At 72.0% G+C, this 22,714-nt stretch carries 22 protein-coding genes; 13 read left to right on the top strand and 9 right to left on the bottom strand.

The window, feature by feature from the left end; translation table 11 throughout:
- The first annotated feature begins 22 nt into the window (after positions 1–22).
- Positions 23–1,585, top strand: coding sequence for a sulfatase-like hydrolase/transferase (locus JTN19_RS08100; protein ID WP_206931414.1), 1,563 nt, complete (start codon positions 23–25; stop codon positions 1,583–1,585).
- Here the strand turns inward: JTN19_RS08100 and JTN19_RS08095 are convergent.
- From JTN19_RS08095 to JTN19_RS08085, 3 genes are read right to left on the bottom strand one after another with little or no spacing between them, the layout of a single operon-like run.
- A complete protein-coding gene (locus tag JTN19_RS08095) occupies positions 1,570–3,231 on the bottom strand; it encodes a DUF6311 domain-containing protein (protein ID WP_206931413.1) in 1,662 nt (553 codons plus the stop codon). The two genes, JTN19_RS08100 and JTN19_RS08095, sit on opposite strands and share 16 nt — an antisense overlap.
- 44 nt (positions 3,232–3,275) lie before the next feature.
- Entirely contained in the window at positions 3,276–3,764 is a 489-nt protein-coding gene (locus JTN19_RS08090; RefSeq protein WP_206931412.1) for a flavin reductase, read from the bottom strand.
- Positions 3,765–3,776: 12 nt separating this feature from the next.
- Positions 3,777–4,454, bottom strand: a complete 678-nt coding sequence (locus JTN19_RS08085) for a DUF3047 domain-containing protein (protein WP_206931411.1) — start codon at positions 4,452–4,454, stop codon at positions 3,777–3,779.
- A 65-nt stretch (positions 4,455–4,519) separates the two neighbouring features.
- On the opposite strand from JTN19_RS08085, the gene JTN19_RS08080 reads away from it, so the two are divergent.
- The 3 genes from JTN19_RS08080 to JTN19_RS08070 all read left to right on the top strand — a co-directional run bounded on the left by JTN19_RS08080 (position 4,520) and on the right by JTN19_RS08070 (position 7,913).
- Positions 4,520–5,221: a dienelactone hydrolase family protein gene (locus tag JTN19_RS08080; RefSeq protein ID WP_206931410.1), complete on the top strand. Its 702-nt coding sequence runs from the start codon at positions 4,520–4,522 to the stop codon at positions 5,219–5,221.
- 5 nt (positions 5,222–5,226) lie between these two features.
- Positions 5,227–6,894, top strand: a complete 1,668-nt coding sequence (locus JTN19_RS08075; protein WP_206931409.1) for a M3 family oligoendopeptidase — start codon at positions 5,227–5,229, stop codon at positions 6,892–6,894.
- A 92-nt stretch (positions 6,895–6,986) separates the two neighbouring features.
- Positions 6,987–7,913 carry a hypothetical protein gene (locus JTN19_RS08070; RefSeq protein WP_206931408.1) on the top strand — a complete coding sequence of 309 codons (927 nt, stop codon included), beginning with the start codon at positions 6,987–6,989 and terminating at the stop codon, positions 7,911–7,913.
- Between the two features lie 66 nt (positions 7,914–7,979).
- On the opposite strand, the gene JTN19_RS08065 is transcribed toward JTN19_RS08070, so the two are convergent.
- Together JTN19_RS08065 and uraH are read right to left on the bottom strand one after the other, a co-directional pair.
- The gene (locus JTN19_RS08065) at positions 7,980–9,173 is read right to left on the bottom strand and encodes a urate hydroxylase PuuD (protein WP_206931407.1); all 1,194 of its coding nucleotides are present in this window, start codon (positions 9,171–9,173) and stop codon (positions 7,980–7,982) included.
- Entirely contained in the window at positions 9,173–9,520 is a 348-nt protein-coding gene (gene uraH / locus JTN19_RS08060) for a hydroxyisourate hydrolase (protein ID WP_206931406.1), read from the bottom strand. Before uraH ends, JTN19_RS08065 begins: the two co-directional genes overlap by 1 nt.
- Before the next feature lie 144 nt (positions 9,521–9,664).
- Between uraH and JTN19_RS08055 the strand changes: the two genes are divergently transcribed.
- The 3 genes from JTN19_RS08055 to JTN19_RS08045 all read left to right on the top strand — a co-directional run bounded on the left by JTN19_RS08055 (position 9,665) and on the right by JTN19_RS08045 (position 12,644).
- Entirely contained in the window at positions 9,665–10,942 is a 1,278-nt protein-coding gene (locus JTN19_RS08055; protein WP_206931405.1) for a Zn-dependent hydrolase, read from the top strand.
- 7 nt (positions 10,943–10,949) lie between these two features.
- Entirely contained in the window at positions 10,950–12,191 is a 1,242-nt protein-coding gene (serA, locus tag JTN19_RS08050) for a phosphoglycerate dehydrogenase (RefSeq protein ID WP_242530979.1), read from the top strand.
- Between the two features lie 69 nt (positions 12,192–12,260).
- Positions 12,261–12,644 (top strand): DoxX family protein, encoded by a 384-nt coding sequence (locus JTN19_RS08045; RefSeq protein ID WP_206931403.1) that lies wholly within the window; start codon positions 12,261–12,263, stop codon positions 12,642–12,644.
- A gap of 99 nt (positions 12,645–12,743) precedes the next feature.
- Here the strand turns inward: JTN19_RS08045 and JTN19_RS08040 are convergent, their stop codons facing one another.
- Positions 12,744–12,935 (bottom strand): hypothetical protein, encoded by a 192-nt coding sequence (locus JTN19_RS08040; RefSeq protein WP_206931402.1) that lies wholly within the window; start codon positions 12,933–12,935, stop codon positions 12,744–12,746.
- Positions 12,936–13,070: 135 nt separating this feature from the next.
- Positions 13,071–13,370 carry a hypothetical protein gene (locus JTN19_RS08035; RefSeq protein ID WP_206931401.1) on the bottom strand — a complete coding sequence of 100 codons (300 nt, stop codon included), beginning with the start codon at positions 13,368–13,370 and terminating at the stop codon, positions 13,071–13,073.
- Between the two features lie 100 nt (positions 13,371–13,470).
- Between JTN19_RS08035 and otnK the strand changes: the two genes are divergently transcribed.
- From otnK to JTN19_RS08015, 4 genes are all read left to right on the top strand, one after another.
- On the top strand, positions 13,471–14,733 hold the full coding sequence (gene otnK / locus JTN19_RS08030; RefSeq protein ID WP_206931400.1) for a 3-oxo-tetronate kinase: 1,263 nt from the start codon (positions 13,471–13,473) through the stop codon (positions 14,731–14,733).
- Positions 14,730–15,347, top strand: coding sequence for a 3-oxo-tetronate 4-phosphate decarboxylase (otnC, locus tag JTN19_RS08025; RefSeq protein ID WP_206931399.1), 618 nt, complete (start codon positions 14,730–14,732; stop codon positions 15,345–15,347). Before otnK ends, otnC begins: the two co-directional genes overlap by 4 nt.
- Positions 15,344–15,946: a nitroreductase family protein gene (locus tag JTN19_RS08020; protein WP_206931398.1), complete on the top strand. Its 603-nt coding sequence runs from the start codon at positions 15,344–15,346 to the stop codon at positions 15,944–15,946. The genes otnC and JTN19_RS08020 overlap by 4 nt, the downstream gene beginning before the upstream one ends.
- A gap of 130 nt (positions 15,947–16,076) precedes the next feature.
- Positions 16,077–16,823 (top strand): EAL domain-containing protein, encoded by a 747-nt coding sequence (locus JTN19_RS08015; protein ID WP_340643292.1) that lies wholly within the window; start codon positions 16,077–16,079, stop codon positions 16,821–16,823.
- 3 nt (positions 16,824–16,826) lie between these two features.
- Here JTN19_RS08015 and JTN19_RS08010 read toward each other — a convergent pair whose 3' ends face one another.
- Both JTN19_RS08010 and JTN19_RS08005 read right to left on the bottom strand, forming a co-directional pair.
- A complete protein-coding gene (locus JTN19_RS08010) occupies positions 16,827–18,068 on the bottom strand; it encodes a glycosyltransferase (protein ID WP_206931397.1) in 1,242 nt (413 codons plus the stop codon).
- A complete protein-coding gene (locus tag JTN19_RS08005; protein WP_206931396.1) occupies positions 18,061–20,247 on the bottom strand; it encodes a hypothetical protein in 2,187 nt (728 codons plus the stop codon). The genes JTN19_RS08010 and JTN19_RS08005 overlap by 8 nt, the downstream gene beginning before the upstream one ends.
- A gap of 218 nt (positions 20,248–20,465) precedes the next feature.
- On the opposite strand from JTN19_RS08005, the gene JTN19_RS08000 reads away from it, so the two are divergent.
- On the top strand, positions 20,466–21,665 hold the full coding sequence (locus JTN19_RS08000) for a hypothetical protein (RefSeq protein WP_206931395.1): 1,200 nt from the start codon (positions 20,466–20,468) through the stop codon (positions 21,663–21,665).
- Positions 21,662–22,714: hypothetical protein (locus JTN19_RS07995; RefSeq protein WP_206931394.1), on the top strand; the 1,053-nt coding region annotated here is incomplete at its 3' end. The genes JTN19_RS08000 and JTN19_RS07995, both read left to right, overlap by 4 nt.

The following is a 22,714-nucleotide window of genomic DNA, read 5'->3' as shown; positions in this document are numbered from 1 at the left end:
GAACGAGACAGGGGGAACGCCAATGGCCGTGCGGAACGTGCTCTTCATTATGTGCGACCAGCTGCGCTGGGACCATCTGGGCTGCGCCGGCCATCCGCACCTCCGCACGCCCAACCTCGACCGCCTGGCCGCGCGCGGGGTGCGCTTCGACCAGGCCTATGTGCAGTCGGGCATCTGCGGCCCTTCGCGCATGAGCTTCTACACGGGCCGCTATGTCGCCAGCCACGGCGCCACCCACAACCGCGTGCCGCTGAGCGTGGGCGAGGTCACGCTGGGCTGGCACCTGCGGGAAGCGGGGCGCACCCTTGCCCTGGCGGGCAAGACCCACATGCTGCCCGACGCGCATGGCATGAAGCGCCTGCTGCTGGATGGTCAGGACGAACTCGCCGTGCTGCTGCGCGAGGGCTGGTTCACCCTGCTCGACCGCCATGACGGCCACCATGCCGAGACGCAATCGGCCTACGCGCATTGGCTGCGCGCCCAAGGCTATGACAGCGCCGACCCCTGGACGGATTACGTCATCGCCGCCACCGACACGGATGGCAGCATCCGCAACGGCTGGAAGATGCGCCACGCCCGCCTGCCCGCCCGCGTGCGCGAGGAACACAGCGAGACCGCCTACACCACCGACCAGGCGCTGCGCTTCATCGAGGACCAAGGCGACACGCCCTGGGTGCTGCATTTGAGCTATGTGAAGCCGCACTGGCCCTACATCGCCCCCGCGCCCTACCACGCGATGTATGGGCCGGAACACGCGCTGCCCGTCCGCCGCCACGCGGCGGAACGCGGCAACGACGCCCACCCCGTCCTGCGCGAATTCCAGGAGGAGGAGGTGGCGCAAAGCTTCCAGAACGATGCCTGCATCGAAGCGGTGCGCCCCACCTATATGGGCCTCATCACCCAGGTGGACGACCATCTCGGCCGTGTGTGGGATTTGCTGGAGCGCATGGGGCGGTGGGAGGACACGCTGGTCGTCTTCACCTCCGACCATGGCGATTATCTCGGCGACCACTGGCTGGGCGAGAAGGAACTCTTCCACGACTGCATCCAGCGCGTGCCGATGATCCTCTATGACCCCTCGCCGCAGGCCGACGCCACGCGCGGCACGGTGGAGCCACGCTTCGTGGAGGCCATTGACCTCGTCCCCACCTTCCTCGACGCGCTGGGCCTGCCCGAGGCGCCGCATGTGCTGGAGGGGCGCTCCCTCCTCGGCCTCACGCGCGGCACCGCGACGGAATGGCGCGAGGCGGCGATCAGCGAGTTGGACATCACCTTCCGCGCGGCGCGGCGGCGGCTTGGTTTGCCCACCGGCCAGCATCGCGGCTTCATGATCCGCACGGCCGAATGGAAATACATCCACTGGACCAGCGGCCTGCCGCCGCTGCTCTACGACCTCCGTGCCGATCCGGACGAGTTCCACGACCTGGGGCAGGACCCCGCGCATGAATCCACGCGCGTGGCGATGCGCGAGCGCCTGCTGGCATGGGCCACCAACCTCAAATGCCGCACCACCCTCACCTGGGCCGAGGCCGAATTCCGCACAGACCGCCACAAGGCCGCCGGCGTCTTCTATGGCGAGTGGTGAAACCAGCCCGGCGCGAAGACCGTGATGCCGTCCACCTCCGCCAGCAAATCCCGCGCCGGGTCGCGGCGGGCCTCGACCAGGGCGCGAACCGCGTCATCGCGCAGGATGTAGAGGGTGCCTGGCTCCCACTGCCCCGCCTCCAGCGCGGCCCGCACGCGGGCGTTCAGCGCCTCGACCAGCGCCGGGTCCACGCGGGAGAGATAGACGGCGTCGCTCGGGATGCCGCGGGGGGCGGTCCAGCGGCTGAGTTCCTCCCAATCCTCGCCGAAATTGCCGGCGGGGATGGCGCGGACGCGCTGGATGCGGCGCGCGGCCTCTTCCCAGAAAGGGTCGGGCAGGCGTTCGGCGGCGACGGGGCGTGCCGCCGCCACCAGGGCACGGAACTGGCCCATGCCGGCCTGCACATCCACCGCCTGCACCACGAAGGCGCCCAGCAGCACCACGCGCAGCCAGGGAAGCGCCAGGTGCCGCGCCAGCACCGCCATGGCGGCGAAGATCAGCGCATAACCGAGCGGCCAGAAGAAGCGCTCGGAGGAGCGGAGCATGTCGGCCAGGCGCCGCGCGAAAGCCGGCAGCTCGAACAGCGGATAGACCTGCCCCGCGATGGCGAGGTTGGGCGAGAGGGCGAAGGCGAGCATCCCCGCCAGCACCAGCAGCAGCAGCGCATGGGGCCGCAGCGCCGCCCAGGCCCCGCCATGGCGCAGCACGAACCACAGCGCCAGAACCAGCAGCAGCAGCGTGCCGGCGCCGAGATAGCTGCCCCCATGCTCCCAATGCCGCAGCCCCGGCAGGCCGGGCAGCAGCCAGCCCCAGTCGGTGCTGTCGAAGGGCGCCGTGAGGTCGAGCTGCGCCAGGCCGTAATGCAGCCCCATGGGCGCCACCTCGCCCGTCACGGTGAAATAGCCACCGAGCCAGAGGGCGGAGAGGAAGGCCGCCGGCACCAGCGCCAGCTGGGCCAGGGCGGCGCCCCAGGCGCGCTCCCGCCACAGCCGCCCGAGCAAATCCGCCACCCAGAGCCCCGCGCACATGGCCAGCACATAGGCGTTGAGCAGGGCCACGGTGCCGAGGCACGCCATCCACCACGCCGTCTGCCCCCGTGCCCTGGGCCGCAGGCAGAGCCACAGCGCCCAGAGCAGCGCCCATTGCGACACCAGCGCGAAATGTCCGCCCATGCGGTTCAGCAGCATGGGCTGCCAGGCGAAGAGGAGGGCGCCAAAGGCCCGCGCCCAGGGGTCGCGCACCGCCAGGCCCAGCAGCTTCCAGGCGAAGCCCGCCTGCAACGCCGCGCTCAGCACCAGCCAGGGGCCCCAGTATTGCGGAACTTCGACCAGCGGCCGCAGCGCCTTGGCCAGGAAGGCCATCAGCGGCACCACGTCCACGTAGAAGATGGCGCTGGAGAGTTCGAGGCCGTAATCGGGGTTGCGCCCGGGCGGCCAGGTCCAGGGGGCGGGCGCGAAATACATCCAGGCGACGAGATAGGCCACGGGGTCCGGCCCCAGCGTGCCATGCAGCAGCCAGCCCAGGTCGTTCACGTCCAGGATGCGCGGGCCGAGTGTCAGCACCGCCGCCAGCGCGCCGCCCAACAGAACGAGGGCCAGGGCGGCCCTGTCGGACCACCGGCCGGCACGTGCGCCTTGGTTCCTCACCCGGTCAGGGTTTCGGGTCGGCCCCCCGGGGTGTCAAGCTTGAGCTATGCCGCGACCTGCCGGTAGTTCCGCGCGAAATACAGCAGCGCCGGGTCCGCGCCGCCGATCTTCACCGCCTCCACCTCCGCGAAGATCACGACATGGGTGCCCTTCTCGATCATGTCGGTGATGCGCGCGTCAAAGGCCACGAGGCAGCCCTCCAGCGCCGGCGCCCCGGTGACGATGGGCGACCAGCTGCCGAAGGCGAAGCGCGCCTCGCCATCCACGCCCGTGGCGCCGGCGAAGATGCCCGAAAGCTCCTCCTGGCTGCCGCAGAGCGTGTTCACGCAGAGCGTCCCATTCGCCCGGAACAGCTCGGCCGAGGAGACGGTGCGGTTCATGCACACCAGCAAGGTGGCCGGGCTGTCCGTCACGCTGCACACCGCGCTGGCCGTGAAGCCGCCGCGCCCCGCGGGGCCGCCGGTGGTGATGATGTTCACCGCCGCCGGCAGGCGGGCCATGGCATCACGGAATTGCTGGCGCTCGATGGGCATCGGGTTCGGTTCCTAACCGCAGGGGGTGAGACGGATGTGTTCGACCATGGCCGAGACGCGCGCACCGGTGTCGTCCGTATCGGTGCCAAGGGCAATCTCTTGCAGGGGTGGCGGGGGGCCGCCGAAACTTTCGGTCCAGTCGGCGGCGAGGTTCACGCGCTCCTCGAACCAGCGCCCGGTGGATGCGGCGGCGGGGCGCAGCACGCGCACCTTGCCCAAGCCCCCCATCCAGGGGCTGTAGAAGGAAGCCGGCTCCTGCCCCGTGCCGCCCCAGACATAGATCAGCGCCGAGCGCGGCAGCGGGTGGTCGCCCGCCCGCGCCTGCGCCACCGCGTGCTGGGTGCGCTGCCAGAGCGAGGCGCGCGTGGGCCAGCCGGAAAAGCCCACGGTGAGCGAAATGGCGCGGTCCTCGCCGCCGCGGCGCGTCAGGTCCGTGGGCGGCGGGCCGTGATCCACCCGCCAGCGCCAGGTGAGGCAGGCGGCCTGGCCAGGCGTGCGGCGCCAGATGAAGCTGCCGGCCGAGACGCCCTCGATCGCCACGCCGTTCGGGGTGGCGCGGAAGCGGGCGGGCGTCAGCCCGTCATAGGGCGCGTGGTTCCAGCCCGCCTGGACCAGTGCCGCGTCCAGCGTCAGCGCCGCCCGCGCCCGGCCCGGCAGGGCGATGGCGGGCGCGGCGAGGGCGGCTATCATGGCACGGCGCTGCATCGGTGTTTAAATGGCCGTAACCGCGCGACACGCCAAGGGAGTTCCCGACCATGTCCAGCCTTTCCATCCAGGCCACCGACGGAACCGGCCGCTTCGACGCCCTGCTGGTCCGCCCCAAGACCGAGCCCGCGGGCTGCGTCGTGCTCATCCAGGAGATCTTCGGCGTGAACGCCGCCATGCGGGCGCTGTCCGAATGGGTGGCCGACATGGGCTTCATCGCCCTCTGCCCCGACCTGTTCTGGCGGCAGGAGCCGAATGTGGACCTCGACCCGGATGCCGGCCAGGCGCAGTGGGAACGCGCCTTCGCGCTGATGAACGGCTTCGACCAGATGAAGGGGCTGGAGGACCTGGCCGCGACCATCGCGGCCGCCCGCGCCCTACCCGGCAGCAACGGCAAGGTCGGCACCATGGGCTTCTGCCTGGGCGGCCGCATGGCCTGGCGCACGGCCGTCGGCACCGATGCCGAATGCCATGTCAGCTACTACGGCGTGGGCATCGAGCGGATGCTGGAGGATGCGCCGAAAATCCAGCGCCCGCTGCTGATGCACATCGCCGAGAAGGACAAGTTCGTCCCGCCCGAGGCGCAATCCGCCATCCTGGCCGGGGTGAAGGGTCACAAGCACATCACCGCCCATGTCTATCCGGGCGTGGACCACGCCTTCGCCCGCATGGGCGGCCATGCCTGGGACGCGCGGGCGGCCACCATCGCCAATGGGCGCACGGCGGAATTCCTCGTGAACCACCTGGGCTGAGCGCGATGGAACTGCGCTTTTCCGACATCACCGCCCCCCGGCCCGACCGCGAGGGGCTGGCCGCGCGCTATGAGGCGCTGAACGCCGCACTCGCCCAGGCGCCCGAGGTGACCTTGCGCGAATGGGACGCCCTGCGGCGCGAGGTGGATGGCTGGATGGCGCTGGCCCATCTGCGCTTCGCCCAGGACACGACGGATGCCGAAGCGAAGGCCGAGCGCGAATATGCCGACGCCCTCGCCCCCGTCGTGCAGGGGCATGAGACGGCGATGAAGCGCCGCGTGCTGGAGGAGGTGGACCTCGCCCTCGTCGCGGAAATCTGCGGCGCGCACACGCCCGCGCTGTGGCGCTGCGACATCACCACCTTCGCCCCCGAGATCGCGGCCGACCTGGAGGAGGAGGCGAAGCTCTCCGCCCGCTACACCGCCCTGCTGGCGGGGGCGAAGCTGCAAGTGGGCGGCGAGGAGGTGAATCTCTCCGGCCTCGCCCCCCATGCGGAACACCCCGACCGCGAACGCCGCCACGAGGCGGAGGCCGCGCGCTGGTCCTTCTTCGCGCAGCATGGCGAGGAGCTGGACGCGATCTATGACGCGCTGGTGAAGCTGCGCCACGGCATGGCCCGCAAGCTGGGCGACGACAGCTTCACCGCCCTGGCCTATCGCCGCATGCGCCGGCTGGACTACGGCCCCACGGAGGTCGCGCGCTACCGCGAGGAAATCGTGGCGCGGGTGGTGCCGCTGGTGACGGAACTGCTGGAGGCCCGCCGCGCCGCCCATGGCTGGGACCGGCTGCGCTTCTGGGATGAGGCGCTGATCGACCCTGCCGGCAACCCCGCCCCGCTCGGCGACCACGATACGCTGCTGGACGCGGCGCAGGCCATGTTCGACGGGATGGACAAGCGCCTCGCGGATTTCTTCCGCGGCATGGCGGCGGGCGGGTTCCTGGACCTGAAGAACCGCCCGGGCAAGGCGGGGGGCGGCTTCTGCACCTCCTTCCCCAGCCAGGGCGCGCCCTTCATCTTCGCCAACTTCAACGGCACGCACCACGACATCGGCGTCTTCACGCATGAGATGGGCCATGCCTTCCAGTGCTGGCAAAGCCGCGCCCTGCCTGGCGTGGACCAGCTCTGGCCCGGGATGGAATCGGCCGAGATCCATTCGATGGGCCTGGAATTCCTGACCCATCCCGGCATCCATCACCTGGTGGGGGAGGATGCGGCGGAGCGGTTCCGGCGCATGCACCTGATCAGCTCGCTGGCCTTCCTGCCCTATGGCGCCTGCGTGGACCACTTCCAGCACGAGGTCTACGCCAACCCGAACGCCACGCCGGCCGAACGCCACGCCATCTGGCAGCGGCTGGAGCGGCTCTACATGCCCTGGACCGACTATGGCGACCTGGAATACCCGGCCAAGGGCGGGCGCTGGCAGGCGAAGCAGCACATCTACAACGCGCCCTTCTACTACATTGATTACGCGCTGGCGCTGTGCTGCGCGATGCAGTTCTGGCAGCGCTCGCGCCGCGACGCGCCGGCCGCGCTGGAGGCCTATGTGGCGCTGTGCGGGCGGGGCGGGTCCCTGCCCTTCTCGGGCCTGGTGGATTCGGCGGGGCTGGCCTCGCCCTTCGCGCCGGGCGCGCTGGCGGTCGTGGTGGAGGAGGCGCGGGCGGTTCTGGGCTGAGGCCCCCGCCTTCGCAAGCGCCGCGACGGCGGCGGCGCCGGGGCATGTGCGGTTGCATTGTCGCCCTTGTCCGACACGTCTAATTCTGCGCCATGCGGCGCAAACTCCTCATGATCGGCACGAGCAACACCATCAAGCATGACGGCTTCGGCGCCGTCCTGCGCGGGATGGAGCCGCCCTTCGCGGTGCAGGCGGTGGGCCTGGGCGGCTCGCCTTCCGCCCTGCTGCCCTACATGCTCAGCAGCGCCGATCTGGATGGGGTGACGCACCTCGCCATGGACCCCGCGGACAATGGGCAGATCTGGCAGCATGGCGACGGCGTGAGCAGCCTGGTGCTGTGGCACATGGTGGACTGGCTGCGGGCCCGCGGCATCGTGCCCATCCTGCTCATCACGCCGCAAACCCCCATCCAGGACATCGCCCAGGCGGCCCGCGCGGCCCGGCTGGCGGAGGCCAAGGCCCGCGGTATCCCGGTGGTGGATGGCTACCAGCTGGTCGAGGACGGCGTCTGTCCCTTTGACATGCAGGACACCATGCATCTCGGGCCGGCCCTCAGCGGGGCGATGATGAAGGCCTTGATGTCGGTGGTGGTGAACGTGACACCCGGCCCCTTCGTCCAGCATCCACCGTCCTTCGCCGCCCCGCGCTTCGAGGCGGAAGGCGCCGAGGTGATCGCGCGCCAATCCAGCCTGCGCCTCCAGCGCTACACCCTGCTGCGCCCGGGCCAGGTGGCGCGGTTCAGCCTGCCGGCGCGCGGCGTGATGGTGGGCCTCTCCTTCAACATGCTGGGCGATCCCATCCGGGTGCGGATCACCTCCGACGAGGCCGAGCGTGTCGAGAGGCTCCATCGCATCCCGCCGCAGCAGGACGGAAGGGTCCTCGAGATCATCCACAAGGTGGATCAGCTGGGGGTCGCCCTCCCCGGCCGCCACTTCGCCCTTCGCATGGAGGATGAGGACAGTATCGAGCTGGAGGCGGCGGTCTGCATCTTCCCCCGCCAGGCCCAGGAGGCGGCTTGAGCATCCGAACAGCGGGGGGCGGAGGCGTGCTGCGCGGCTGATTCACGCCGGCGGCGATCAGACGCGCTACTCCACCCGCGCGCCCGCCGCGATCCAGGCGATGATCTGCGCGCGCTGTTCGGTCGTCAGGTCGGTCAGGTTGCCGGGGGGCATGGCCTCGCTCTGCACCTGCTGGCGCATGGCGGCGGCCCAGCGGCGGATTTGCTGGGGGGTTTCCAGCATCACGCCCTTGGGGGCCACGGCGATGCCCTCGAAGGTGGGGCGGGCGGCGTGGCATTGCGCGCAGTGGCTCGCCACCAGCGCCTGGACTTCCTGGAAGGGCGGCGCCTCCACGCCCGCGAAGCGCGCATCGGGCCGGGGTGCGGCGATGACGAAGATCAACGCCACCGCCAGCGCGCCGCCCGCCGGCAGCGCCCAGTTCTGCCGCCCCGAATGGCGCAGCACGAAGAATTGCCGCACCAGCGCGCCCGCCAGCGCCAGCAGGATCAGCAGCAGCCAGTTCAGGTGGTGCTGGTAGATCAGCGGATAGTGCGGGCTGATCATCAGGAACAGCACGGGCAGCGTCAGGTAGGTGTTGTGGACGCTGCGCTGCTTGCCCCAGGCGCCGTACTTCGGATCGGGCTCCTGGCCCGCCCGCATGGCCGCGACCATCTTCCGCTGGCCGGGGATGATCACCATGGCGACATTCGCCACCATGATCGTGCCCGTCATGGCGCCGATCAGCAGGAAGGCGCCGCGGCCCGAGAACAGATGCGTGGCGATCAGCGTGGCCACCACCAGCATGCCGGCCCCGGCCGCCAGCAGCTTCGTCTCGTTCTCGCCGAAGCGCGAGCGGCACAGCAGGTCATAGGCGACCCACCCCCCCACCAGCATCGCGGCCGAGAGCAGGATGGCCAGCCACACCGGCAGATCGAGCACCGCCGGATCAATGAGGTAGGTGCTGGCCTGACCCCAGTAGATCAGGACGAACAGCGCGAAGCCGCTCATCCAGGTCCAATAGGCTTCCCACTTGAACCAGTGCAGCTTCTCGGGCAGGGCCTCGGGCGCGTTGATATACTTGCGCTTGTAGTAGACGCCGCCGCCATGGATGGACCATTGCTCACCGCGCACCAGCCGGTTGCCGTCGGCGGGCGGGTCGAGGCTGTTGTCCAGCGCGATGAAATAGAAGCTCGCCCCGATCCAGGCGATGCCGGTGATGATGTGCAGCCAGCGCAGCAGCAAATTGGCCCATTCGGCCAGATAGCCAGCGTCGAATTCCATCAGCTCCCCCGATAGGTGCTGTAGCCATAGGGCGAGACCAGCAGGGGCACATGGTAATGCCCCTCCGCCATGCCGAAGGTGAGGGTGACCACGTCCAGGAAGGCGGGTTCGGGCAGGCTCACCCCCTGGGCGCGAAAATAGGCGGCCACCTCGAAGCTGAGTTCGTATCGGCCGGGGGCGAAGTCCGCGCCTGCCAGCAGGGGCGCGTCGGTGCGGCCATCGGCGTTGGTGACGCCTTGCGCCAGCTTGTGCCGCGCCTGCCCTTCGACGCGGTGCAACGCATAGCCCATGCCGGCGGCGGGCCGGCCATGGGCGGTGTCCAGGACATGGGTGGAGAGCCGGCCCATGGGGGTGCCTCGATGTTGCAATGCAGGATAGCGCGCCGGCCACGGCCACTGGCAAGCGCCCGGTGATGGCAGGGATGCCGGGCTTGCGCTTGATTGCCCAGGCCTGCGGCCCTAATCGCCACCATCCGCCTGAGGAAACCGCAGATGCCGCCCATCGCCCCGAACCTCGTCGCCGCCGTTGATCAGGCCCGCCACTGGCAGGACATGATGGCGATGGCCGAGCTGGGCGGCTTCACCGACCCGGACGGGCATGTCGGCGTGAACCGCCCCTGCCTGTCCGATCTGGACCGCCAGGCGCGCCGCCTGCTGCTGGGCTGGGCGGAGAAGGCGGGCCTGACCGCCAGCGTGGACCGCCTCGGCAACCTCTTCCTGCGGCATGAGGGCACGGACCCCGGCCTCGCCCCCGTGCTGACCGGCAGCCACATGGACAGCCAGCCCAATGGCGGGCGCTTCGACGGCATCTGGGGCGTGATCGCGGGCTTCGAGGCCGTGCGCGCGCTGCGCGAGGCGGGTGTGGCGACCAAGCGCCCCATCGAGGTCGTGGCCTGGACCAATGAGGAAGGCGGCCGCTACGCCCCCGGCTGCATGGGCAGCATGGCCTATGCCGGCTTCGCCCCCCCGGAAACCTGGGACGGCGTGACCGACCGCGACGGCATCCCCTTCGGCCAGGCGCTGAAGGCGCTGCTGGACAGCGAATCCGACATCCCCCGCCGCAAGCTCGGCGTCGTCGAGGGCCAAGCCCCCTTCGCCTATGTCGAGGCGCATATCGAGCAGGGCCCCCTGCTGGAGGCGCGCGACATGGAGATCGGCGTCGTCACCGGCATCCAGGGCAGCCGCTGGTTCATCGTGGACATCATGGGCAAGTCCGACCACGCGGGCACCACGCCGCTCGCGCTGCGGAAGGACGCGGTGCAGGACATGCTGCGCGCCATCCAGGCGCTGAACACCTTGATGCACGACCCGGCCGATGTGCTGCGCTTCACGGTGGCGAGCATCGAGGTGCAGCCCAACACCTCCAACTCCGTGGCCGGCCTCGCGCGCTTCACCATCGATTTCCGCCACCCGGACAATGCCGTGCTGCAGGCGCGCGGCAATGCCATCGAGGGCGTGATCCAGGCGGCGCTGCGCCACTGCACCGCCCGCGTCACCGAACGCTTCCACGCCGTGCCGGCGGATTTCGGCGCGCTGGTGCCGGATGCGGTGGAGGCCGCCGCGAAATCCCAGGGGCTGCGCCATATGCGCCTGCCCTCCGGCGCCTTCCATGACGCGCAATTCCTGGTGCCGCTCTGCCCCACGGGGATGATCTTCGTGCCCTGCCGCGCCGGCGTCTCCCACCACCCTTCCGAATACGCCACCCCCGAGGCCCTGGCCGCCGGCACCCGCGTGCTGGCCCAGGTCCTGGCGGACCTGGCCAACCGCTGAGATGCCCATGTCCGAACTCTCCTTCCCCAAGGCCCGCATCCGCACCCTGCTGCTGGAGAACATCTCCGAGACGGCGGTGAACCTGCTGGCCGAGGACGGCTACACCAACGTCACGCGCGAGAAGAAGGCGCTGGAGGGCGAGGCGCTGCACGCCGCGCTCAAGGGCGTCCACATGCTGGGCATCCGCAGCCGCACCACGCTGACGGCCGAGGCGCTGGCGGCGGCGGACCGCCTGCTCACCATCGGCTGCTTCTGCATCGGCACCAACCAGGTGGATTTGGACGCGGCGCGGCGCCTGGGCATTCCCGTCTTCAACGCGCCTTTCAGCAACACGCGCAGCGTGGCCGAACTCACGCTGGGTGAGATCGTGATGCTGCTGCGCGGCGTCTTCCCCAAGTCCAACGCCGCCCATGCGGGCGAGTGGGACAAGAGCGCCGATGGCTACCGCGAGGTGCGCGGCCGCACGCTGGGCATCGTGGGCTATGGCAATATCGGCAAGCAGCTTTCGGTGCTGGCCGAGAGCTTCGGCATGCGCGTCATCTATTACGACACGGCCGGCCGCCTGCCGCTCGGCAATGCCTCACGCTGCGCGAGCCTGGATGAGCTGCTGCACTGGTCCGACGTGGTCACCGTGCATGTGCCGGAAACGCCGGACACCATGGGCATGATCGGGGCCGCGCAGATCGCGAAGATGCGCCGCGGCGCCTTCCTCATCAACAATGCCCGCGGGACGCTGGTGGACCTGCCGGCCCTGGCCGAGGCCCTGCGCGCCGGCCACCTCGCGGGTGCCGCGCTGGACGTCTTCCCCGAGGAGCCCAAGCGCAATGGCGACCCCTTCCACGCCCCCGTGCAGGGCCTGCCCAACGTGATCCTGACGCCGCATATCGGCGGCAGCACGGAGGAGGCGCAGTCGCGCATCGGCGAGGAGGTGGCGCGCAAGCTCGCCGACTACTCCGACACCGGCAGCACCGAGGGCGCCGTGAACTTCCCCCAGGTGGCCCTGCCCGCGCGCCCCACCGGCACGCGCTTCATGCATGTGCACCGCAACGCGCCGGGCGTGCTGGGCAATGTGAACCAGGTCTTCGCCAAGCGCGGCGTGAACATCGCCGGCCAGTATCTGCAGACCGATGGCGAGATCGGCTATGTGGTCGTGGACGCCGGCGCCACGCGCGACAGCGAGGCCATCCTGGCGGAGCTGCGGGCGCTGCCGGGGACGATCCGGGCGCGGCTTCTTTACGAGAAAGAATAGAATTCGATCGGGACACGGCATGAAATCCATGGTGAAGTCATGCATCCCCCGTGTCTCAGGAAGCCGCCCATGCCCACCCCCCGCAGCGCCCTTGTCGGCACCGTGCTGGTCTATCTCGTCGTCCTGCTCCTGGCGCTGGACGGCCTCGCGCAGCTTCTCCAGCCCGGCTTCATGGTGGCCATCATGGAAGGCTCGCAGATCCCGCTGGCCATGGCGCCGCTGCTGGGGGCGATCACCCTCTCCTGCGCCGTGATCCTGGCCATTCCCCGCCTGGCGCCGCTGGGGGCCGTGCTGGTCACGGGCTTCCTGGGCGGGGCCATCGCCATCCATTTCCGCCTGGGCGAATTCGGCACCCCGCCGCAGGTCATCTGCCTGGCGCTGGGGCTGGCCACCTGGGTGGGGCTCTACCTGCGCGATGCGCGCATCCGGGCCGTGGTGCGCGCGCCGGCCTAGAGCAGATCGCGTTCAGATGGAAACATCTGAACGCGTGAAGATGCTCTGAAAACAACAGGCTAGAGGAGGCTGCGTGAACGCATGTGAACGCAGCATGCTCTAGCGAAGCCTTCGCCCCCGCCGGAACCGCCACCAATCCTGCACCGGCCCCAGCAGCAGCAGGGGCGTCGCCGCCAGCGTCGCCAGGGCGAAGACCGCCGCCACCTCCCGCGCGCCGGAGGCGAAGGCCGCCACCGTCAGCCCCGCGAGCCCCCCCACCACCACCAGCCCCAGCGCGAAAAGCCCCAGCACCAGGCGGTGCCGGGGCGAAAGCCATTCAGGCGGGGGGCATACGCCCTCGCGCGGGGCGCCGTCGCGCCCGACCTCGAAGGTGCGGGTGGGGTCGAGGCCGAAGGGCCGGTCGTCAGCCAGGCAGCAACTCCGGCCTCAGCGGCGGACCACGAAGATGCTGGCCGGCTGGATGCCCGCCTGGCGCATGCGCCGGCGGCGCCACCAGATCGAGATGGCCGCGATCAACCCCGCGCCGATCGCCACCGGGATCAGCAGGCTGATGAACAGGATGGCCACGGCCACCAGCACCAGGCCCAGCGTGGCCGCCAGCACCAGGATGGCGATGCCGCCGGTGCGCGCCAGCACGCGGTCCAGCCAGGACGGCCGGGGGGCCTCGCGGAACTCGCCCTCGGGCGTCATGTCCAGGATGGGCGGGCGGGAATGGGGGTCGTTCATGGCGCCCCCACATGTCGCCCCGCGCGGCGATCCGTTCAAGCCCCGTTGCGCGCGGCGACACACTCCGTAAAGGAGAGGTTCCTGTCACGGAGTGCCCCCCATGCCCCTGCTCGGCTGCATCGCCGATGATTTCACCGGCGCCACCGACCTCGCCAGCACGCTGGTGCGGCAGGGCATGCGCGCGGTCCAGGTGATCGGGGTGCCGGATGGCGACCTCCCCGAGGCCGATGCCGTCATCATCGCGCTGAAATCCCGCACGATTCCCGTGACCGACGCCATCGCCCAGTCGCTCGCCGCCTGCGAGGTTCTGCTGGCCGGGGGTGTCAGGCAGATCCTCTTCAAATACTGCTCCACCTTCGACAGCACCGATGCGGGCAATATCGGCCCGGTGGCGGAGGCGCTGATGAAGCGGCTTGGCACCGGCTTCGCCATCGCCTGCCCGGCCTTCCCCACCAATGGGCGGACCATCTACCAGGGGCACCTCTTCGTGGGCGCCCACCTGCTGAGTGAGAGCGGGATGGAGAACCACCCCCTCACCCCCATGACCGACCCCAACCTGGTGCGCGTGCTGTCGCGCCAGACGCAGGCGGGCGTGGGGCTGATCCCCTTCACCAGCGTGGAGCGCGGCGTGGCCGCCATCCGCGCCGACATGGCCCGGCTGACGGAATCCGGCCGCGGCCTGGCCATCGCGGATGCCGTGACCGACGCGCACCTCATGGCCCTGGGCGAGGCCTGCGCGAACCATGCCCTCATCACCGGCGGCTCGGGCATCGCCATGGGCCTGCCGGAGAATTTCCGCCGCGCCGGGCTGCTGCCGGTGCGCGACGACGCGGACGCGCTGCCGCCCGCGGGTGGGCTGTGCGCCGTGGTGGCCGGCTCCTGCTCGCGCGCCACGCTGGGGCAGATCGGCTTGGCACGCGACCATGTGCCGGTGCTGGAGCTGGACGCGCTGGCCACGCCAGATGCCGCCGCGCTGGAAGCCCAGGCGCGCGACTGGATGGCGGGCAAGCTCGACGCCAAGCGGCCCGTGGTCATCGCGGCCTCGGCCCCGCCGGACCGCGTGGAGGCCCTGCAGGCGAAGCTCGGCCGTGACGCCGCCGGCGCGCTGGTCGAGGAGACGATGGCCGCCATCGCCGCTGGCCTGGTGCAGGCCGGCGTGCGGCGCCTGGTGGTGGCGGGCGGCGAGACCTCGGGCGCCGTGGTGCAGCGCCTGGGCGTGAAGGCGCTGCGGATCGGCCCCGAGATAGACCCGGGCGTGCCCTGGACCCATGCGACCGCCGCCGCCGCGCCGGAGGGCCTTCATCTCGCCCTGAAATCCGGCAATTTCGGCGCGCGCGACTTCTTCCTGAAGGCCTTCGCATGAACGAGGCGCAGGCACGCGAAGAGCTGGTGGCGCTCGGCGCCTCCCTCTTCCAGCGCGGCTTTTCCGTGGGCAGCGCGGGCAACATCTCGGTGCGCCTGGCCGATGGCTACCTGATGACGCCCACCAATTCCTCGCTGGGGCGGCTCGATGCCGCGCGGATCAGCAAGCTGGACGCGAACTGGGCGCATGTGGGCGGGGACAAGCCGACCAAGGAGGTCTTCCTCCACCGCGCCTTCCTCACCGCGCGCCCCGATGCGGGCGCGGTGGTCCACCTGCACAGCACCCATGCCACCGCCATCTCCTGCCTCAATGGCGTGATCCCGCCGCTGACGCCCTATTTCGTGATGCGGGCGGGCCGCGAAATCCCGCTCATCCCCTATTACCGTCCGGGCGATGCGGCCATGGAACCCGCCATCCATGACGCCGCGCGCCGCGCCAAGGCGGTGCTGCTGGCCAATCACGGCCCCGTGATCTGCGGCCCCACCCTGACCGACGCGGTGAACGCCGCCGAGGAACTGGAGGAAGCCGCGAAGCTGGCCTTGCTCTTGCAAGGCCGTAACCCCCGCCTGCTCACCTCCGGGCAGGTGGATGATCTTCTGCAAACCTTTGGATGACCCTGATGGACCGCACCGCGCCTTCCGAAACCCCCCTCAGCCCGGCCATCGCCGCCCGCTGGAGCCCGCGCAGCTTCCTGCCCGACGCGGTGCCCGAGGCCGCGCTGCGCCAGGTGCTGGAGGCGGCGCGCTGGGCCTCCTCCGCCTATAATGAGCAGCCCTGGCAATACCTCATCACCCGCAAGGACAATGAGCCGGAGGCCCATGCGAAGCTGCTCGCCTGCCTCGTGCCCTTCAATCAGGGCTGGGCCAATGCCGCGCCCGTGCTGATGCTGGCCTGCGCCCGCGTGAACTTCGCCGAGAAGGGCAACCCCAACCGCTGGGCCGAATACGACACGGGCCAGGCCACCAGCGCCATGGCGATCGAGGCCGCGAGCCTCGGCCTGCAGATCCACCAGATGGCGGGCTTCGACGCGGCCGCTTCCCGCGCGGCCTTCGCCATCCCGGAGGATGTGACGCCCGTGGCCGCCCTGGTGCTGGGCAAGCCCGGCCCGGCCTCCGCCCTGCCCGAGGCGCTGGCCCAGCGTGAGACGGCGCCGCGCGGCCGCAAGCCCGCCGCCCAGATGTTCTTCGCCGGCGCCTGGGGCCAGCCGGTCTGACAGGCACGGGAGCTTCACGCCAAGGTGAAGCTCCCGTCATCTGCCTTCCCGGCACAACGCAAGGGCATGGCCCACGTTGTCCTTTCGGACCCCGCGCCAAGATCCGTGGGGGGAGGAAGTGGAGAAGCCCGTGCCGGGACAGAACGCAGGCTGCGCCGCGTGCCGCGAGGCGGCGGAAACGCTCGAATTCACCATGGCCTTCCAGCCCGTCGTGGATGTGGAGGTGGGGCGCATCGAGGCCCACGAGGCCCTGGTGCGCGGCCCCGAGGACCAAGGCGCCGCCACCGTCCTGGCGCAGCTGACGCCCGACAACCTCTACGCCTTCGACCAGGCCTGCCGCCTGAAGGCCATCGAACTCGCCGCGCGCCTCGGCATGGAGACGCGGCTCAACATCAACTTCCCGCCCAACGCCGTCTACCAGCCGCGCGCCTGCATCCAGGTGACGCTGGGGGCGGCGCGGCGCCACGGCTTCCCGCTCGACCGGCTGACCTTCGAGTTCACCGAGAATGAGCGCGTGCAGGACCCCGCCCACACCAGCGCCATCATCGAGGAATACCGGCGCCACGGCTTCCAGGTCGCCCTCGATGATTTCGGCACCGGCTATTCCGGCCTGGCACGGCTGGAGGCGCTGCGCCCGGACATCCTGAAGCTGGACCGCCGGCTGATCCAGGACTGCGACGAGAACCCCGTGCGCCAGGCCATCATCCGCAGCCTCGTGACGCTGGGGCGCGAGATCGGGGTGAAGCTGGTGGCCGAGGGGGTGGAGCGGCGGGGCGAGATGGAGACGCTGCGCGGCCTCGGGCTGCGCTTCATGCAGGGCTTCCACTTCGCCCGCCCGGTCTTCGAGGGGCTGGCGCGCTGGCCGCTGCCGGGCTGACGCTCAGCCCCCGGCGGCGCCGGCCAGCGCGGGCAACAGCCTGGCCAGGAACTCCTCCCGGCCGATGCTGTCCGCCTGGCTCGCGGCCAGCGCCTCCTGCCGGCCGGGGGCGGCCGCGGCCAGCAGCACGCGGGCGAGATCGGGCGCATTGCCCCGCCGGAAATGCAGCCCGTCCAGCCCCGGCCGCACCTTCTCCGCCATGCCGCCGATGTCGGAGACGATCAGCGGCACGCCCGCGCGCCGCGCCTCCTGGATGACGACGGGCGAATTCTCCCACCAGATGGAGGGCACCACCACCCAGCCCGACAGGCGCATCAGCCCCAGCACGTCGCCCGCATCATAGCGGCCGGCGAAGAAGATGGCGGGCCCGGCCGCCTCCAGCGCGGCCTCCAGCGCGGGGAAGAGGCGCAGCACCTCCTCGCGCTCGCAGCCATGCAGCGAGAGGAACAGCCCCGGCTCCCGCGCGAGCGCCAGGGCGAAGCCGCGGATCAGCACGTCCAGCCCCTTGAAGGGGGTGGGCTGGCCGAAGAAGGCGAAGTGCTGGCCCAAGCCCGGCTCGGCGGGCGCGCGGGGGGCCGCGGCCAGTTCCTCGCCCAGGAAATTCTCCAGCACCGTCTCCTCGCGCGCGGCGAAGCCCCAGTCGCGGAAGCGCCGCCGCAGGAAGTCCGACGGGTAGATGGCGCCGTCGAAGCGGTTGAGCAGGGTCAGCCAAGTGGCGCGGCGCAGCGCGAAGTGGCGCGGCGTGCGCTCGGGAAAGCAATTGGCGCAGAGGGCGGGGGCGGAGGCGTGGCACAGCTCGCGCCCGCGCGTGCGGATCATCTGCCCGTGATGGGCGCAGATGGCCAGCATCTCGTGCAGGGTCAGCACGAAGCGCGCATCGGGCCGCGCCTCCATGAGCGCCGCCACGAGGTCGAGCCCCACGCGCCAGAGGTGGTGGATGTGGAACACCTGCACCGGCTGCGCCACCAGCAGCGCCAGCAGCGCCTCGCGCGCCGCCAGGTCGGACCAGAACAGCCGGTCCTCCGTCATGCCGTAGGGGTCGTACAGGTGCTCGTCCGGGCCGTGGCGCAGCAGGCGCCCACCGGGGACGGCGGGGCCCATCTCGGCCGCCGCGACCAGGATGGCGCGGTGGCCCGCCGCGCGCAGCGTGGTGAACTCGCGGAAGGCCGCCATCTCGCCGCCGCCCTTGGTGAAGGCGGGGTGGGCATGGGCGATGATGCAGACGGCGATGGGCGCCTCAGCCATCGGCCGCCTCCGGCTGGAAGAGGGGGGCCAGGCCGCGCCAGAAGCCGTGCAGATGCGTGGCCACCAGCCGGGCCGCCGCGCTGTCCTGCGCGCCGAAGCCGGGCGGGGGCAGGCCCGCGCCGGTGGCCGCGGCGAGCCGCGCCACCGCGTCGGCCGCATCCGGCAGCCCCGCCACGGTCGCGATCTGTTCCAGCAGCGGCAGGGCGGAGAGTGGCAGGCGCGGCTGGAATGCCTCCTCCCGTTCCAGCGCCGCCGCCAGTTCCAGCATGTCGAGGATGAGAAGGCCCCCGGCCGGGTCCAGCCCCCGCCGCAGCGGCCCCCGCAGCGCGGCCAGCCCCGCCCCGCCATGCGCGGCGATGCGCCCGCGCGGCAGGAAGATTTCCAGGCCCGGCTCGGTGAATTCGCGCGGGCCCAGCAGCAGCACGGCATCGGCCCGCGCCTCGATGGCCGGCGCGGCCATGGCGAGCAGCCGCACCGCCTCGGCATCGTCCAGCCCGTGCAGCGCCAGCAGCAGGGGCCGGGCGGCGGGCAGCGGTGGCGGTGCCCCGATGAGCATGGCCGCGAAGCTCTCCTCCCGCGCCGCCAGAAGGTCGTGCAGCCAGGCGAGGGTCTCACCCAGCTCCGGCCCCTCGGGCAGGGCGGCGTGGCGGTGCAGCGCGGCCAGCAGCAGCGGCGCGGGCAGGCTTCGAGGGCTCACGCGGAACCATTGCGCCTCGCCCGCATGGCGCATCTCCATCAGCAGCTCGAAGGGCGGCGCGGGCAGTTCGGTCAGCTGGGGCAGAAGCCCATGGGCCAGCAGCATCGTCTCGCTGGTGAGCGCCGGCGACTGCGCCATGGGCAGCGGCCGCACCCGCCCGCCCTCGGGCAGCAGGGCCAGCAAAGTGAGGCGCGTGTCCGGCCCGATGGCGGGGTCCAGCGTGAAGGCCATGGCGCATTCGCCCGAGGGGGCGGCCCAGGCCTCCACGCGCGGGAAATCGGCGGGCTCCAGCCAGGGCACGCCCGCCAGCCAGCGCGTGAAGGCGCCGGCGGGGCCAAGCTGCGGCGCCAGCAGCGCGGAAGCCGCACCGCCCCCCGCCGCCTCGCGCAGCAGGTGGAACACGCCGCCCCAGCCGGCCTGGTGCAGCACCGCGTCGGGGGTGGGGCCATGCGCCTCGCCGGGCAGGGGCTGGCGGCCGGCCTGGCCGCCCGCGACCCATTCCAGCATGGGCGGTTCCGTCCCGCCGGGGCGTGCCGCCACCAGCAGGAAGCCGCGGCAGGTGCGGCCGGGGGCAAGGCCCGCCAGCTCATCGGGCTCGTCGAAGAGAACGAGGCTTTGCGCGGGGGAGGCGGGCAGCAGGCGCAGGCTGGGCTCGCCGCCATCCTCCGTCCATTCGACGCGGCCGGCCAGCAGCAGATGCCCCCCGCCCACCGCGCGGCAGGCGTGCAGGACCAGCTGCGGCGGCTCGGCCGGGGGGGCGGCGGGGGGCGGTTCGGGCAGCGGCGCGGCCTCGGCCAGCAGGCCCGTGATGCGGCTGTTGGCGCGGCCCCCGGCCTCGGCCCCGGCGGGCGCCCCGGCGATCGCCGCCTGGCCCTCCACCACCACCTCGCCCAGCTTCACCCCGGCCGCGCGCAGCGCCACGCGGCGCGGCCCCCGCCCGTTCGCCAGCGCCGTGCCGGCGAAGTGCAGGTGGAAGCCGAAGGCGGGCAGCGGGCTGCCGTCGTCGAAGGGAAGGTCGGCGCGGTGGATGTCACAGCGCACGGGCAGCCGGCCCATCCCCTCCATCTCGATCACCGCCTCGGTGCCGGGCGCATGCACCAGCCAGCCCCAGGCCTCCTTGCCATCGGCGCCGTCGAGATGCCCGCGCGGCCGGAAGGGGGCAGGGTTCACCGCGGGCGGATGGAGCAGGATCTCGCCCCCCGCATGGACCACCGCCAGCGCGCCCTCGGTCCAGTCGGGCAGGCCGCGCACCAGGAGCTGGAAGCCGCGCCCGGCCGGCACCTCGCCCTCGGCCGGCAGGTCGCGCCGCGCCAGCAGCCGGGTGAGCGGCCAATCCTGGCTCACCCCGCCCGGCGTGGTCAGGCGCAGCCGCGCGCTGGGGAGGCCCGCCTCGGGCAGCCGCACCCAGCCGCCCAGCAGGGTGACGCCATCGCCATGCTCGGCGGTGTCCACATAGCCGTCGAGGGCATAGACGCCGCTCAACGCGCCGCTCCCGGCATGGCCGGGCGGGGCCGGACGCGGCCGCGGGGGGCCGGGCATGGCCGGACGCGGCCGCGGGGCCGGGCCGAAAGGGGTTGCGGCACGTGGCGCATGCATCCGGGATACCATCCGGGCCGGCCCCTGGGGAGGGGCTTCGTCCCGCCGGCCCTGCCGGCGCTTCCCATGTTGCGCCCGGCGATGGGAGGGGGCAGGAACGCAGCATGACCGACGCCGCCCGCACCGCCCCGGTTGAGCCCCCCGCTGGCCCCCCCTCCGGCCCTCCCCCCGACTTCTCCTCCGACTTCGCTTCCGATTGGGCACGGCTCGCGGCCGGCGCATGCCTGTCGGGGGAGCTGGAGGCGGGGGGAGAGCATGTGACCCTCTTCCTCGACCTGCCCGCGGTGCCGGCGAGCCTGGCCGGACGGCGGCTGCACCTCTGCCTGGGCGAGACGGGGCTGATGGCGGTGCCGCTGCGCGCCGGCCCCACCGCCTCCGGCGCCCCGCAATTCGGCCCGCTGCGCCTGACGCTCGCGGATGCGCTGCGCCATGCCGGCGCCCCCCCGCGCCTGCGGACGGAGGGCCTCCCCCCCCTGCCCCCCGGCCGGCTGGCGGGTGCGGCACTTGGGGCCATGGCGCGGGCCGACGAGGCCGGCTTCCTGGCCAGGGCCGCACGCCGCGAGGCCCTGGGGGCCGACCCCCGGCTGGCGGGGCTGGCGGCGCGGGCGGCCTATCGCGCCCTGCCCGGCTTCGCCGCGCGCGCGGCCGCGCTGACCCTGCTGGTCCGCGCCGTGCTGGCGCGCGACCTGGCGCGGCTGACCGCCGAGGACCATGCCGAGGCGCGCTGGCTGCGCGCCGAGGGCCGCGTCGTGCTGGCCGAGGGCCGGGCGCTGCTGGAGGGCACCGCCACCCCGGAGCCCCCGGCGCTGCGCTGGATGCTGGCCCTTGGCTCCGCCCTCGGCATGCTCTGCCTCTGCCAGGACGACATGGGGGAGGCGCGCGCCTGCTTCGGCGCCGCGGCGATGCACGCCGCCCGTCTGCACCTGGTCCCGGAAGCGGCGCTGGACCTTGTGCATGCCTGCCTGATGGAGGGCCTGTTGCTGGGGCTGGAGGGCGAGGGCGAGGCCGCGCGGAAGGTGCTGGAACGCGGCGTGCGCGCGCTGGAGCCCGGCGTCACGGCCCGGAACCTGATGGACGAGCTCGCGGCGCTGGACGAACTCATCCTGCTGGGCCGGATGGCGCAGCAATGCTTCCTGGCCCTGGCGAGGCTCGGCCTCCTGGAGGCGCGGGCCACGCCGCGCTACGATCCCCGCATGCAGATAGACCCGAGGCATTTCGCGCCGCCCGTGCCGCGGCTGCTGGCGGCCGGGCTCTGCCCCCGCCTCGCGGACGGCCTGTCCAACCTGCGGGCCGCGCGGCCATGATCCGCCTCCTCGCCGAACTGGACGACACCGCCCAGCAGGCCCGCTTCACCGCCACGCCCCTGGCTTCCCTGCCCGCGCCCGTCGAGGTGACGCTGGACGGCGTGACCCTGGCCCGCCTGCCGGCGGGCGATGCCGGGGCGCAAACCCTTGTCCTGCCCTTCGAGGCGCTGCGCGACATCCGCCGGGGCGACATCGCGCCGCGGACGGAGGGCGCGCCCCTGCCGCCCGACGCCCTGCAATGCGAAGGCGCCCTCTTCGAGGCGCTGGCCCTGCCCGACCCCGCGCGCTTCTACGAGAAGGTGCAGATCAACCACACGCGCTACGCCTCCCCCCTGCTGCTGGAGGTGGGGGCGCGCTGCGCGCATGAGCGCTTCGCCCACGACCCCTTGGTTCGCGCGGCGGCGCTGACCATCCTGGCCCATCGCCACATCGAGCGCCTGGTTCCCGAACCCGCCCCGGCCGAGGCGGCGCGAATCGCCTGGCTGCTGCAGCAGGCGCGGCCGATCGTGATCAGGGCCTGGCGCCGCCTGCCCGCGCATGTGCCGAACGCGCCCCGCCCCACCTGGCAAGAGGTGCGCTGGGCCGTCTCGCTCGCGACCGTGGCCGGGCTGCTGCACATGGCGGGCAGGAACTACTCCGCCGCGCGGGAGATGTTCGCCCTGCCCCGCCACTGCCTGCACCATGTGGCCCTGTCCAAGGTCAGTGCGCTGAACATGGTCTCCTGCTGCTTCCTGCACGGGGTGCTGTGCCACATGCTGGGCGATGCCCAGGCCGCGCGCGGCAGCCTCGAGGCCGGCATCGAGGGCGTGAAGCCCGTGGTGCGGGCGCAGGACCTGATGACCAATGTCTGGACCATCGGCGACGTGGTGAACGTGCTGCGGGTCGCGCGGCAATGCTTCATCGCGCGGGAGCGCCTGGGTCTCGTCCCGCCCACCGAGGGCTCGGTGCCGGAGCTGGACGTGGGCGCGGTGTTCACCCTCGACGAACTCGTGGGGCATGTGCCGGTGATGGCGCGCAACGGCCTGGTGCCGCGGCTGCGGAACCACATG

The sequence above is a fragment of the Roseococcus thiosulfatophilus genome (assembly GCF_017311575.1).
GTDB lineage: Bacteria > Pseudomonadota > Alphaproteobacteria > Acetobacterales > Acetobacteraceae > Roseococcus > Roseococcus thiosulfatophilus.
Note: the sequence above shows the minus strand (reverse complement) of the source record. Positions and strands in the feature narration are given on the sequence as shown.